General features: G+C 48.3%; 11 protein-coding genes. 8 read left to right on the plus strand and 3 right to left on the minus strand.

What is annotated here, in order from left to right; translation table 11 throughout:
* The first annotated feature begins 28 nt into the window (after positions 1-28).
* From HH301_RS16960 to HH301_RS16970, 3 genes are all read left to right on the plus strand, one after another.
* On the plus strand, positions 29-1108 hold the full coding sequence (locus HH301_RS16960) for a BMP family ABC transporter substrate-binding protein (RefSeq protein ID WP_169570232.1): 1080 nt from the start codon (positions 29-31) through the stop codon (positions 1106-1108).
* Between the two features lie 84 nt (positions 1109-1192).
* Positions 1193-2215, plus strand: coding sequence for an adenosine deaminase (locus tag HH301_RS16965; protein WP_169570233.1), 1023 nt, complete (start codon positions 1193-1195; stop codon positions 2213-2215).
* A 74-nt stretch (positions 2216-2289) separates the two neighbouring features.
* Entirely contained in the window at positions 2290-2715 is a 426-nt protein-coding gene (locus tag HH301_RS16970; RefSeq protein WP_169570234.1) for a group III truncated hemoglobin, read from the plus strand.
* 9 nt (positions 2716-2724) lie between these two features.
* Here HH301_RS16970 and HH301_RS16975 read toward each other — a convergent pair whose 3' ends face one another.
* Positions 2725-3630 (minus strand): LysR family transcriptional regulator, encoded by a 906-nt coding sequence (locus tag HH301_RS16975; RefSeq protein ID WP_169570235.1) that lies wholly within the window; start codon positions 3628-3630, stop codon positions 2725-2727.
* A 135-nt stretch (positions 3631-3765) separates the two neighbouring features.
* Between HH301_RS16975 and HH301_RS16980 the strand changes: the two genes are divergently transcribed.
* The 4 genes from HH301_RS16980 (at position 3766) to HH301_RS16995 (ending at position 11281) form a co-directional block, all read left to right on the plus strand.
* Entirely contained in the window at positions 3766-4968 is a 1203-nt protein-coding gene (locus tag HH301_RS16980; protein WP_169570236.1) for a urate hydroxylase PuuD, read from the plus strand.
* Positions 4969-5015: 47 nt separating this feature from the next.
* Complete coding sequence (locus HH301_RS16985) at positions 5016-6041, plus strand: glycosyltransferase (RefSeq protein WP_169570237.1); 1026 nt, start codon at positions 5016-5018, stop codon at positions 6039-6041.
* A 116-nt stretch (positions 6042-6157) separates the two neighbouring features.
* Entirely contained in the window at positions 6158-8098 is a 1941-nt protein-coding gene (locus HH301_RS16990; RefSeq protein WP_169570238.1) for an ATP-binding protein, read from the plus strand.
* Positions 8099-11281: a PAS domain S-box protein gene (locus HH301_RS16995; protein ID WP_169570239.1), complete on the plus strand. Its 3183-nt coding sequence runs from the start codon at positions 8099-8101 to the stop codon at positions 11279-11281.
* A 15-nt stretch (positions 11282-11296) separates the two neighbouring features.
* Here the strand turns inward: HH301_RS16995 and HH301_RS17000 are convergent, their stop codons facing one another.
* Positions 11297-12517: a serine hydrolase domain-containing protein gene (locus tag HH301_RS17000; RefSeq protein ID WP_169570240.1), complete on the minus strand. Its 1221-nt coding sequence runs from the start codon at positions 12515-12517 to the stop codon at positions 11297-11299.
* 37 nt (positions 12518-12554) lie between these two features.
* Positions 12555-13406: a fumarylacetoacetate hydrolase family protein gene (locus HH301_RS17005; protein WP_169570241.1), complete on the minus strand. Its 852-nt coding sequence runs from the start codon at positions 13404-13406 to the stop codon at positions 12555-12557.
* A gap of 187 nt (positions 13407-13593) precedes the next feature.
* On the opposite strand from HH301_RS17005, the gene HH301_RS17010 reads away from it, so the two are divergent.
* Entirely contained in the window at positions 13594-14364 is a 771-nt protein-coding gene (locus HH301_RS17010; RefSeq protein WP_169570242.1) for a sulfite exporter TauE/SafE family protein, read from the plus strand.
* The last annotated feature ends 5 nt before the right edge of the window (positions 14365-14369 follow it).

Below are 14369 nucleotides of genomic sequence, written 5' to 3' on the forward strand. Positions count from 1 at the left end.
TCAAATCACACGACAGAGGAGAAACTTTATGAAATTAAAGACAATTGCATCCCTTCTTGGTGCTGTTGCTGTTGCCGGAACTGCCTTGATGGCAGGCACAGCTTCCGCCGAAGATAAAGTGGGTTTTGTGTATGTGGGTCCTGTGGGCGACCATGGCTGGACTTACCGTCACGACATCGGCCGTCAGGCTGTTGAAAAAGCCCTCGGGGATAAAGTCAAAACCACTTATGTTGAAAGCGTCAAAGAAGGCCCAGACTCAGAACGGGTCATTCGTCAAATGGCAGCAGATGGTCACAAGATCATCTTCACAACTTCATTTGGTTACATGAACCCAACACTTAAAGTCGCCAAGTCATTCCCGAATGTAAAATTCGAGCATGCAACAGGCTTTAAACGGGCAGACAATGTCAGCACATATTCCGGTCGCTTCTACGAAGGCCGCTATGTTGTTGGTAAAATTGCCGGCAAGATGACCAAATCTAACATCATCGGTTATGTTGGCTCTTTCCCAATTCCTGAAGTGGTTCGTGGCATCAACGCGACAATCCTTGCAGCACGCAGCGTCAACCCAGACGTTCAGGTTAAAGTCGCATGGGTCAACACTTGGTACGATCCAGGTAAAGAAGGTGATGCCGCCAAAGCTTTGATTGATCAGGGCGCAGACATCATCCTGCAGCACACTGACAGCCCTGCCCCACTGCAGGTAGCTGAATCTCGTGGTGTCTGGGCTGTTGGCCAAGCATCTGACATGCATCATTTCGCACCTAAAGCACAGCTGACTGCAATCATCGACAACTGGGATCCATATTATGTGGCTCGCACTAAAGCCGCGCTTGATGGTTCTTGGAAGTCCATGGACACTTGGTCAGGTCTGAAAGATGGCATGGTTACTCTTGCTAAGTTTAACGAAGCGATCCCTGCGGACGTTATCAAACTAGCCGAAGAAACCCGTGATGGCATCATCGATGGTTCCATCCACCCATTTGCTGGTCCTATCAAGAAACAGGACGGCACCCTTGCTGTTAAAGAAGGGGAAACTCTGGATGATGGAACCCTATTGGGCATGGACTGGTATGTAGAAGGCGTACAGGGCAAACTGCCTAAGTAACGCATTCCAACAGAATGAAGCCCCCGTCGGACTTGAAGCTTCCGACGGGGGTTTTATTTTATCTGTAAGGCAAGGAGAGAACTCATGACAGAGATGCAGCGCTTTATTGAAGGCTTACCCAAGACAGAACTTCATATGCATATTGAAGGCAGTCTGGAACCGGAACTCATGTTTGAGCTGGCAAAGCGGAACGATATCAAGCTGCCTTACGCGTCTGTCGAAGAGGTTCGAAAAGCCTATCAGTTCACGGAATTGCAGGATTTCCTGGACATTTACTATCAGGGGATGGGCGTACTTCAAACGGTTCAGGATTTCTATGACCTGACCATGGCTTATATGACCAAAATCCACGCTCAAAAAGTTCAACACACCGAAATCTTTTTTGACCCGCAAGGGCACACGGAACGCGGTGTCTCCTTCGAAACAGCCATCGACGGCATTACCCGCGCCCTAAAAGATGCGGAAACTGAATACGGGATCACCAGTAAGTTGATCATGTGCTTTTTGCGCCATCTCGATGAATTATCCGCGGAGCGTACCCTGGACACGGCGCTCAGCTTCAAGACCCGGATCGCTGGCGTGGGTCTCGACAGCTCTGAATTAGGGCACCCTCCCTCCAAGTTCCAAAACGTTTTTGCACGGGCGAAATCCGAAGGCTTTTTGCTGGTTGCCCATGCCGGTGAGGAAGGTCCACCAGAATACGTCAAGGAAGCGCTCGATCTCTTACATGTAGACCGCCTTGATCATGGCAATCGCAGCCTTGAGGACGATGGCCTGACGGCCCGGTTGATTAAGGAGCAGATGGCTCTCACCGTGTGTCCCCTGTCCAATTACAAACTTGCTGGGGTCACTGACATGACCAAGCATCCTCTTAAGAAAATGCTCGATCTTGGTCTGAAGGCGACGATTAACTCTGATGATCCAGCCTATTTCGGTGGCTATATGACCGAAAATTACCTGGCAGTTGCAGATGCACTGGACCTTACCAAAGAAGAGATTGCCACCCTCGCCCGCAATGGGATCGAAGCGAGCTTCTGCGATGAGGATGAAAAAATAGTCCTGATGGCCAAGCTGAACTCCTATCTGCAGATGAACGGTGTCGCTTGAAGCGAGACCTTATGCCACATGGCGGGTGCATCTATTGCCGCATATAGTGGCGGCAGGTGGATGGAGGATAGGTGATGCAGGAAAGAGTTGAGGGACAGCGGAAATCCCGCCCGGTTCGAATTCCCAATGACATGATCGTTCAGATGGTGGATCAATTCTACGAAAAGGTCCGAAGTCATGCGGAGCTCGGCCCCATTTTCAATGGTGCTATTCAGGAAAACTGGCCCCATCACCTGCAAAAAATGTATCGCTTCTGGTCCTCTGTTTTAAACAGCAGCGGGGTCTATAGCGGTAATCCTATGGCCGCCCACATGAACCTGCAACAAAACGTCGTACCAGAAAATTTCGGGCAGTGGCTGACCCTCTTTCAGGAGACACTTTCTGAGCTGTTTGAAGAGGAAGATCAGGCCTTCATTTATCAAAAAGCTGAGAATATTGCACAGAGCCTATCTCTAGGCATGTTCTATAATCCAGCTAGTACCCATAGGATAAACCTATAGATAGAAATCTTACTGAGGTAACCCACGAGCGAAAACCCCAACCAGATAATCGAGGAGCAGACGCACTTTTGGCGGGTTGATATTTCCAACGGGATAGAGGGCATAAATATCAACCGGGCTTGGCGTTAGACCCGCCAAATCAATTTCCATCAGACGCCCATCCGCTAATTCCGCCTCAACCTCCCAGCGGGATTTCAGACAAATCCCATATCCTGCCAGTGCCCATTCCCGGATCACATCTCCATTGTTGCTGTCAAGTGATCCCTTTACCGGGACAGTTTGGCGGTCTCCTTTCTGATTAACAAACTCCCACTGAAACTGGGTGGAGCCTGGAAATCGAAGAAGGAGACAATTGTGTTTCATCAATTCTTCTGGCGACTTAGGCAACCTAGCCTTTTCCAGATAGGCTGGTGCAGCACACAAAATTCGCGGACTATCACCCAGTTTTCGGGCGACGAGAGAAGAATCCGGCAAACGGGCGATCCGAATGATCAGATCATACCCATCCTTCACCGGATCAACAAAACTATCGGATAGCTGCAACTGAACCTGTAAATCCGGGTAATCAGACTGAAACTGCGCCAGGAGCGGCGCAATATAGCGCCGACCAAACACCGTTGGCGCTGACAGCTTCAGACTACCGCTCGGGGATTGCTGACGGGAGGAAAGAGATGCCTCTGCCACGGCAACTTCCGCCAGGATTTTCTTGCAATCCTCATAATACTGGATGGCTTCCTCAGTCGGCGCGACCTGCCGCGTGGTCCGGTTTAAAAGCCTTACCCCCAGATCCTTTTCCAACTTGGCCACGCGCGCGCTAACAACGGCTGTCGACACACGGAGTTCCCGTCCGGCCTGAGAGAAGCTTCCCTGCTCCACCACCGCAACAAACGCGGCCATATCTGTTAAATTCGCCATCTCAATTATCAAATTATTTTTGATAGTTTATATGTTATTATATGCCTATTCAGAAATCAAAAAATTCGCGACACTGTAAAGCTTGAGTAATAGGGAAAAGCGGGGGCTTTTCTGCCAGTTAAGCGGGATGGACTAATGGCATTTGATTTTATGGAATGGCTTCAGCTGGGTATTCGCTGGATTCACGTTATTACCGGCATCGCCTGGATTGGCGCCTCCTTTTACTTTATCTGGCTGGATATGAACCTGACCCCACCGGAAAAAGGCGGGCGTAAAGATCAGGACGGCGTTGGGGGTGAGCTTTGGGCCATTCACGGCGGCGGATTTTATGAGGTCCAGAAATACCGGGTCGCCCCACCAGCCCTGCCACCTCACCTGCACTGGTTCAAATATGAAGCCTACTTCACCTGGATCAGCGGTTTTGCCCTTCTCACTGTCCTCTATTATTTTGGAGCAGAAATTTACCTGATTGATAAATCAGTTGCAGATATCTCAACAGACGCCGCCATTCTGATCGGGCTTGGAACCCTTATTGGCGGATGGGTCGTCTACGACTTCCTTTGCAAGACGCCTTTAATTAACAATCAGGCCGTTTTTGGCGCTGTTCTTTTTATCCTGCTCACCCTTGCAGCATGGGGACTGTCCCATGTCTTCAGCGGTCGCGGCGCCTACATTCATGTTGGGGCCCTGATCGGCACCATAATGGCCGCCAACGTTCTAATGATCATCATGCCGGGTCAGCGGGCTCTTGTTAGCGCTGCCGAGCGGGGAGAGGCTCCGGATCCAGCCCCTGGCTTAAAAGCCAAGCAGCGATCTCTGCACAACAACTATTTCACGCTACCTGTCCTTTTTATCATGATCAGCAATCACTACCCTGGGACCTTTGGACATGAATATGGCTGGGCGATTTTGGCTAGTCTTGCCATTGTCGGGATCATGGTTCGGCATTACTTCAATATGAAGAACCAGGGACGAGCCAAACAGGGTGCTTTTCTCCTGCCACTTGCCTTCGTGCTTTTCTTTGTCATTGCTTATCTTGCGGCACCTGAAAAAGTGGATTTGTCCGGCGGCCCCGCCGTATCCAGCGCAGAAGTCCAGTCCATTATCGAAGAGCGGTGCGTCAGCTGTCATGCGGCCAAACCATCAAACGAAGACTTCGAAACCGCCCCAAAAGCCGTGAAGCTGGAAACTCTGGCTGAGATCAAACGGGAAATTAACCGGATCCGTCAACAAGTCGTGGAAAGTGACGCCATGCCACTTGGCAACATCACCGAGATGACCGAAGAGGAGAGGTTGACTATCGGTCGCTGGATTGCCCAAGGCGGCAAGATCGACTAGCCATGCCAACAAGCTTCGCCTATAAGGTCTGAAAACAGAGGTTCTTTATGAAACTAATGCAGGCCATCGGCGGAGCAGGTCACGGCGGCGCCGAAAATTTCTTCGTTCACCTAACGCAAGCCTTTCAGCGAAGCGGCCTTGACCAGCATGTGGTCACCAGATCCCATCCAGTTCGGGATGCAGCCTTAAAAGAAGCTGGCGTCTCTTTTGAGAACCTGAAGTTTGGGGGCGCCTTGGATCTTGTCACACCTTATCGGTTGAAACAGATTTCAAAACGCTACAAACCGGATGTTTATCTGAGTTGGATGAGCCGCGCCGCCTCCATGACCCCATCGGGTCCCTTTCCCAAACTGGCGCGGCTTGGGGGATATTATAACCTCAAATATTTTCAAAGATGCGATCATCTTGTTGGGGTAACTCCTGATCTTTGCGATTATATCGTGCGGCAAGGTTGGCCCGCAGCTCAGGTCCATCACATCCCAAATTTCCTGACTTATCACCCAAAACCCGCTCTTAATCGCGCCGATTTTGACACACCTAACGATGCGCCCCTCCTTCTGCTGCTGGGGCGGCTTCATCCTGTCAAAGGTATTGATACGGCGATCAAGGCGTTAAAAAATGTCCCTGATGCCTATCTCTGGATTGCCGGTGAAGGTCCCTTAAAGGCGGAACTTGAAGCCCTGACGGCAGAGCTGAAATTGACCGACAGGGTCAGGTTTCTGGGCTGGCGGACAGATAAGGAAGCCTTGCTAGCAACCGCTGACATCACTGTCTTCCCCTCAAGACAGGAAGGGTTCGGGAATGTCATTCTGGAGAGTTGGGCCTCAAACACCCCAATGGTCGCCACCCGTGCTGAAGGTCCGGTTTCCCTTATAGAACAAGGCAAAACCGGGCTATTGTCAGACATTGATGATGTTGACGCTTTGTCAGCCAATTTGTACCTGATCCTCAATGATAAAAGCTTGTATGCAGAGATCCAGGTGAACGGGCAAAACGAATTTAAATCCCGCTATACTGAAAACCGTGCTGTTCAAAACTGGCGAGAGCTTTTTAACCTAGTAACTGGTCAGTAATCAAAAAGCCCCCTTATCTGCGCAAAATAGATGCAATTTAAGACATATTAAAGAAATTCTACTATAGTCTACATTAGAGAATTCCTTGGGCACAGGTATAGAAGTTAAGTTGACTTATGCGGGATTGGATCCGAAGCAGCATAGCCTATCGGCAAGCAAAAATCGCTCTTGTTGCAGCGGTAGTAGTCGGTGTTGTTTTCAGCCTAGCCCAACTCAGCTATGAGCTGTTCGAGGAACGGGAAGGAACCGAGAAATCTGTCACCCATATCCTGAACAGCATGAAGGACCCAGCTGTGACGGCAAGCTACAATCTCAGCAATGATTTGGGTATGAAGGTATTGAACGGTATTTTTCAAAATCCACAAATTCGGGAAGGGTACCTGTATGCAACCTTCAGCGGTGGAGAGAGAGAACTGCTGGCAAGGAAAGATCGAGAAATAAGCGATAAAGATATTTCCTGGCTCGCCCGCCTTCTATTTGATGACAATAAAATTTATGAACTTCCTCTGAGCCTCTCCGAAGAGACAGCGCCCATCGGCATTTTGCAGCTTCGGATCAATCCAAACTATCAATTGTCCAATTTTTTGGAACGAGCCTACGTGGTTCTGACGGTTGGCTTTGTCCGAAACATGATCCTGGCATTCGTCCTTGTTCTGATTTTTTATCAGACGTTGACGCGTCCCATCTCACTTTTGGCACAGAAGGTTCGAACTATTAATCCGCTGAAACCACAGGAAGGATTACTGGACAAACCTGCTGGTCATGAAACCAATGAACTTGGCGTCCTCGTTGATGGATTTAATTCATCATTGACGGAACTTGGCAAAACGATCCACCAGCTACGTCAGGCTGAAATTGAAAAAGCTGATCAGTTGGAGCTGTTTAAATCCTTTGCCAGAACCAGTTCTGACATTTTTTGGCAAACAGAGGATGATTGTAAGATCATTCTGTCTTATCAAGATCCGAAGGCAGAAAAACTGGACACATTGATCAGTTTGAATGGAGCTTCACTTTTTGACTTGATTGCTGAGCATGCCATGGATCTTGAGGAAACAAACCTCTTATCTCTGAAGGAAAATCCCTCCGACTTTAGAGATATCCAGCTCAAATTCATCTTAAATGAAGCCCCCCTTATTCTATCTTTTGATGGCACTGTCCGAGCGTTTGAGAATGGCGAGTTTAAAGGCTATCTTGGCACCGCAACGGATGTCACCCAGTCCTATTTGAAAGATCAAGAAATCGCAGATACGCAAGAGCGCTTACGCCAATCCCAGAAAATGGAAGCGGTTGGTCAGCTAACTGGCGGCATTGCCCATGATTTCAACAATCTTCTGGCCGTTATTATGGGCAATCTAGAAATGCTGAGAGAACAGTTGGAAGATAATCCGGCTTATCTCAAGATGCTCGACGCGGCACTCACGTCTAGTGAGAAGGGAGCAACCCTGACCCAACAATTGCTCGCTTTCTCACGTAAACAATCGCTAAATCCAACTTATATCAATTGTAATGAGTTAGTCTCTGAAATGGTAGAAATGCTAAAAAGAACGCTCGGCGAAACAGTTGATATAGAAACAGATCTGGATAGCTCTCTCATTGAAAGCTATGTGGATCCGGCTCAATTTGAAAATGCCCTGTTGAACTTAGCGATCAATGCAAGGGATTCCATGTCCGATGGCGGGCACCTTAAGATCAAAACACAAAACTACACGCTAAAAAGGTCCATAGAGGGACTAGCCGGTATGATGCCATCCGGTACCTACACAGAGGTAACAGTTGCAGATACTGGATGTGGCATGGATCAAGAAACGCTTGAAAAAGCTATGGAACCATTTTTTACCACCAAGGACGTTGGTAAGGGTAGCGGTATGGGCCTGGCAATGGTGTACGGGTTTGTGGCGCAGTCCAACGGGAATATTCGCATTAAAAGTGAGCTTGGAAAGGGAACAGAGATAAGTCTCTATCTGCCCTCGAAGTCACCAAATGACTATCCCCGCCCCTCCAACGAGCAAACTTTCACTAATACGGAAACTTTAGAAACCTCTGAGAATATCAAGTAGATGTCACAGTCCCCAGTTCGCCCCCACTCTGGAATAGACCTTGAGCAAGTTCATAATTTGCTCCACCTAATCTCAAGCCCTGCCTGCCTGGTAACCCCCAACTTGCAGATTGAAGCTGGAAACCTTGCGTTTGAAACACTCGTAAATTCAAATGGGCAAGGATTACAGAACCATTCTGTTCAAGAGTTCCTGGATCCGGAAACCTGCTCAAAAATCGACGCTTACCTTAAAAATAGGCAGCTCCACGCCCCTCTCACGGTGCAAAATGCCAAATTTACGGCCAAAACACAGACATGGGATGTACGAGAAGCGTCACTGGCTGCTTTTCAGGAATTTTTCATCCTGAAATTGGATGTAGAAGCTGAAATCACAAAGGACATGTTTCGCGGGATTGGCTCTTCCGCCCTGGTCCATTCCTTATTGGAAACAATTCCCGCACCCGTGTTCTGTAAAGACGCAAATCATATCTATACAGCCTGCAATGAAGAGTTTCTTCAGTTCCATGGGTTCAAACGTGAAGATGTTATTGGGAAGAACGTTTTTGAGGTTGCACCGGAAAATATGGCAAAAGTTTTTCGAGAGGCAGATGAAGAACTGTTTGCGCGTGGTGGCCGACAAATATACGAGACCCAGACACAGCGAGTGGACGGTGTCGTTTGCGACGTGATGTTCCACAAGTCCGTTATCAATGACAGTGAGGGGAACCCACTTGGACTGATCGGAATTAGTCTGGATATCACTAAACGCAAAGATGTCGAGCGGCAGCTTGAAGAAACAAAGAACCTTCTAACGGCAGTCATCGACCACAGTCCCGCCCATATTTTCATCAAAGATCTCAACGGTATCTATCAACTTGCCAGTGATGAACTGGTTGAAAAGCTCGATGTTGAAACTAAGGTCATGGTTGGCCGAAATGATGACGAGTTGTTTCCTCCTGAAATCGCCAAAAGTTTCATAGAGAATGATAAGGAGGTTATAAGGTCCAAGAAACCAATCACAGAGCGAACTAACCTTCCTTATCAAGGCTCAACTATTCATTATTTGACCGTCAAATTTCCGCTTCTGGATCAAAATGATGAGATTATTGGTGTCGCCGGCATCGCAACTGATATCACGGATCTCAAGAATGCCGAAGATCAACTGCAGCTAGCCGCTGATAATCTGGAAGAGCAGGTTAACCTGAGAACCAAGGAGCTCTCTGAAGAGGTCAAAACCCGTAAACAAGCGGAACAGAATATCCATGAAATCCTGTCCATTAGTCCCATTGGCGTAGGGGTTGCAGACCTGAAGTCCAGTGTCATTACCATGGAAAACCAGGCTCTGGTAGATCAGTTCGGTGGAGGGGAAAATTCCCTAGTAGGTAAGCTCGCGACCGACCGATGGAAGAACATAGAAGATCAAAAAATCTTCGTTAAGAATATTCGAAAATATGGAAATTTTGAGTTCAGTGAAGTTGAACTTGTCCGATTTAACGGGGAAGTTTTCCCTGGCAAAATCTATGGCAAAATCCTGGATCGCGAAGATGCGGAATATATCGTTTTCTGGGTCGTTGATCTGACAGAAGAAAAGCAGATCCTCGAAAAAATTGAAAACAGTGAAAAAGCTTTACGCGAAATGTTGGCCGTCAGCCCCGTTGCGTTGGGTATTTCAGATGTGCAATCCGGCGAAATTTCTCTCGTCAATGAAAGCCTTTGTCGTCTTCTGGGAATACCTGAGGCTGAACTGATTGGAAATACCACCTTCCAGTTCTGGAGAAACCAGGAAGACAGGGACGCTTTCGTCAAGGAATTTAGGGAAACAGGAAAAGTTAAGCCCCAGGAGATGCTAATCCAGCGCTATACTGGTGAACCTATCTGGGTTCTGATCAGCTGGACAGGGATCAAAATTGACAATCAAAAGAAGATTGTATTTTGGCTGAACGATATCTCTCAAATCAAAGAAGCGGAAGCCGTCTTGAGAGAATCTCATGAAATGCTGGAAAAACGGGTCCAGGAAAGAACTGAAGAACTTGAGGCTGAAATTCAGGAAAGACGAAAGATCGAAACTGCCCTTCGGAAAAGCGAAGAACAGTTCGAAGCTTTTGCAACCTCTGCTTCAGACTGGTTTTGGGGAACCGATGAAAACCTCCGATTTAACCATCTGTCCGATCGCTTTACTGAAATGACAGGCCTCAGCCGGGAGGAGGTTCTGGGACAACAGCGCTTCAGTGTAGTTGACAGAATTGGTCTTGATGGAGAGCTCGCTGATCACAAGGAAACTCTCCTTAAACATCTTCCATTCCGCGATTTCAGATACTCCATTTCGCGTGAAGACGGGGAGATATTCTATGTCTCCATCAGTGGGATTCCCATACATGACCATCTCGGAAATTTTAAGGGATATCGGGGCGCTGGCCGAGATATCACCCATGAGAAGATGGCTGAAGAGCAAGCACGTGAGATGGAAGAAAAACTTCACCAATCCCAAAAGATGGAAGCTATCGGACAACTCACAGGTGGCGTTGCCCATGACTTCAACAACATTCTGGCTGTAATCCTTGGCAATGTGGAACTTGCCAATGAAAAACTGGAGAAAGACACCCAGCTGAACCGCCATCTCAGGGCAATTGAAAATTCTGCATTGAAGGGTGCCCAGCTTACAGAACGTCTGCTGGCCTATTCCCGAAAGCAGGAACTGCGGCCTGTCGAAATCCAACTGAACTCGCTTGTTAAAGATATTCTGACGCTAATTGACCGGCTCCTCGGTGAAACCATCCGAATAAGCACTCATTTCTCCATTGATATTCCGCCAGTTTTTGCAGACTCCCATCAATTGGAAAACGCCCTGATGAACCTTTGCATCAATTCCCGTGATGCTATGCCCGATGGCGGTTGGCTGGAAATCCGGACCGGTTCCATGACCTTGACCGAAACCACCGCCGCAGAATATTCAGAACTGAAACCCGGCACCTATAGCTGGCTGGAAGTTGAGGACAGCGGTAAGGGTATGAGTGAGGAAACACTTGAAAAAGTATTTGAGCCGTTTTTTACAACCAAAGAAGTAGGCAAAGGAACCGGCCTTGGCCTGAGCATGATTTATGGCTTTGCCCATCAATCAAATGGAACGGTCACGATGCAAAGTACACCCGGGAAAGGAACCCGTGCGCGGATTATCCTGCCCAGTTACCTGACTTTTACGAGCTAGAGATCGACGATCCGCTTAATCCACCATGGCCTGATAGACAAGAGCACGCAGCTCTTTTCGAAGTGGATAGAAGCTAGAGGGCAATAACTGCGTGGCAAAAAGCACCACGAGATCCTCAAGCGGATCAACCCAAAAAACCGTGCTTGCCATGCCACCCCAGCCAAAATCACCGGGAGAGCCCATCATCTGGGCTTTTGCGGGCTCCAGCATGACCCAACCACCAAGGCCAAAACCAACGCCAGCAAATGAAACCTCTGAAAACACAGGTTGCCCCATAGACGCTAAATCACCCGGCATATGGTTGCTGGTGATGAAATCAACAGTGCGACTACCCAGAATACGATCACTTCCAACTTGTCCACGGCGGCGGATCATATCGGCAAATTTCAGGTAATCTCCAACTGTTGAAAGCAGGCCACCACCACCTGACAGGCAGGAAACCTTCCCAGACATATAAATGGAGTTTTCAGCTGCATCCACCAGCTTCATCTTACCGTTTTCATCAGGTGTATAACTATTCGCAAGTCGCGCCTGTTTATCCGCACTGATGTCGAAAGATGTGTCTGTCATGCCCAAAGGATCCAGGATGACTGACTGCAAATACTGATCAAGACTTTGCCCAGAAATAACCTCGACCAGGCGCCCGACCACATCGGTGGAAACGCCATAGTTCCAACGTGAGCCAGGCTCAAACTTCAAGGGCATTTCAGCCAGGCGGTCTACCTGAGCAGCCAAGCCCCCTTTCGCCAGGGGCCCGAAATTCATTTTCTCTTCTGCGTAAAGGCTTTCCAAAACGCCTAGATTGAAATCATAGGTCAAGCCGGAGCAGTGAGTTAGCAAATGATGGATCGTCGGCGGTGTCTGGCAAGGCTCCGTATCCTCAACAGACTGAGCGTTTTTCCGAACAACCCGCATATCCTTGAAGGAAGGGATAAAGGCTTCCACCGGATCATCCAGGTGGAAAAGCCCTTTTTCATACAAGGTCATCAGAGCAATGGAGGTAATCGGCTTAGTCATGGAATAAAAGCGGGCAATAGTATTCCCTTGCCAAGGCTTTTGCCCCTCCACATCCCGATTACCGGTCCAGTTGAAATAGACAGTCTCCCCACCCCGGGCGACCAGCGTTTGGGCACCGGGAAGTTTTCCCGCATCCACATATCGCTGCATCCAGTCAGTGATGTTTTCAAGCCGCGCACTTGAAAAGCCCAGTTTTTCTGGTTTGTCTGTCAATTCCATCTGAAGTCCCCCTTTGTTTTTATTTTATTATGCCTTTTTACGGCTTCGCAGGAACTGTTTTCTGTGTTTGACGTCCAAGGCCTTCGACCTCAAGCGTCATTGTTTGACCCGGTTTCAGATATATTGGATCAGGCTTGATACCCATTCCCACACCAGGTGGTGTTCCTGTCGAGATAATGTCACCTGGCTCCAAAGTCATAAACTCAGTCAAATGCGCAATAATTGTCGGAACGTCAAAAATCATCGTGGCAGTTGTTCCACTTTGATAGCGATGACCATCCACTTCTAGCCACATTGGGATGTTGCTTGTATCACCAACCTCATCCTTGGTCACCATCCATGGGCCAATTGGACCGAATGTGTCATGGCTTTTACCCTTAACCCATTGGCCGGACCGCTCTGATTGAAATGCCCGTTCAGAAACATCGTTGATGGTGCAATAGCCAGCCACGTAATCCAGCGCATCCTCTTTCGAGACATATTTGGCCCGCTTGCCGATCACAACGCCAAGCTCAACTTCCCAGTCGGTTTTTTCTGAGTTGCGAGGAATTTCTACATCGTCATTCGGACCGCAAATGGCCGTTGTTGCCTTCATAAAGACGATTGGCTCATTCGGGATCGGGTTTCCGGTTTCTGCCGCATGGTCTGAATAATTCAATCCTATACAGATGAATTTCCCAACACTGCCGACACAAGGACCGATACGAGGATCGCCGCTCACCTCTGGCAATGCAGCCACATCAACTGCTTTGAGCTTGGCCAGCCCTTCATCAGTCAATACAGATCCGTCGATATCATCCACAATACCTTCCAGGCTCCGGATTACCCCATTTTCATCCAGCACACCAGGCTTTTCCGCGCCAACTGGCCCATATCGCAATAACTTCATCAGTTCTTCCTTTTCTTTGCAGGCCCCACCAAATTTTGTCCATCCGTTATAGCACTATTTCACGACAGCGTAAGATGCTCTCATCCCACCTTGTGAAAACTTCTGAGATTAAGACTGTTCAGAAGAGCAAAGTTTGGAGTAGGCTTCTGAGAAAAGAAAAGAACCAGCCTTAGGCGATACTGACCTCATGATCGATCAAATAATAAATGACTTTAATGTCTATCATTTCGGACTGATTTGCCTCGCTTTTAGTCTGGGCGGACTGGTCAAGGGGATCTCTTCCTTTGGTTTGCCGACGGTTTCAATTCCAATCTTGATTTTTGCCCTGCCCTTACCGACGGCTATTTCAATACTGGCTGTCCCGCTCGTCCTCAGCAACTTTTATCAAATGATGATTTCAGGGAATATCAAAGGGTCAATCCAGCGGCACTGGAGCCTCTACTTGTCAGTACTGGCAACTCTGCCAATTGGCGTGTATTTCCTGTCCTCTGCAGATACAAACACGCTGTCCATTATTCTGGGTGCAGTTCTAATTCTTGTAACGTCTCTGGAACTTTTGGGCATCAGCCTTTCTTTTGTTAAGACCAAAGAAGCTTTTGTCGCCCCTGCAATTGGAGTCTTCTCCGGCATTATTGGCGGGATGACATCCCTATTTGCCATCATGCCAATCTTCTTCCTAGTGGCCCTTGGAATTGAGAAAGACCGCTTCGTTTCTGCGGTTAGTGTGCTTTTATTCTCCGGCAGCACGTTGCTGGCAATCAGTCTACAACGGACGGATCACCTCGGCCTGTTGGAAGGGGTTTATGGGATATTGGGCATGATCCCTATTGTCATCGCCATCTGGGTGGGAACCCAGCTTCGTAAACGCGTTGATCAGGATCTCTTTCGGAAAGTTGTTCTTTCCCTGATCCTGTTAATTGGGATCTCAATGATTTATCGATCCACAATCGGCTTTTAATCCGA

The organism is Sneathiella limimaris, assembly GCF_012932565.1.
GTDB classification, from domain to species: Bacteria; Pseudomonadota; Alphaproteobacteria; order Sneathiellales; family Sneathiellaceae; genus Sneathiella; species Sneathiella limimaris.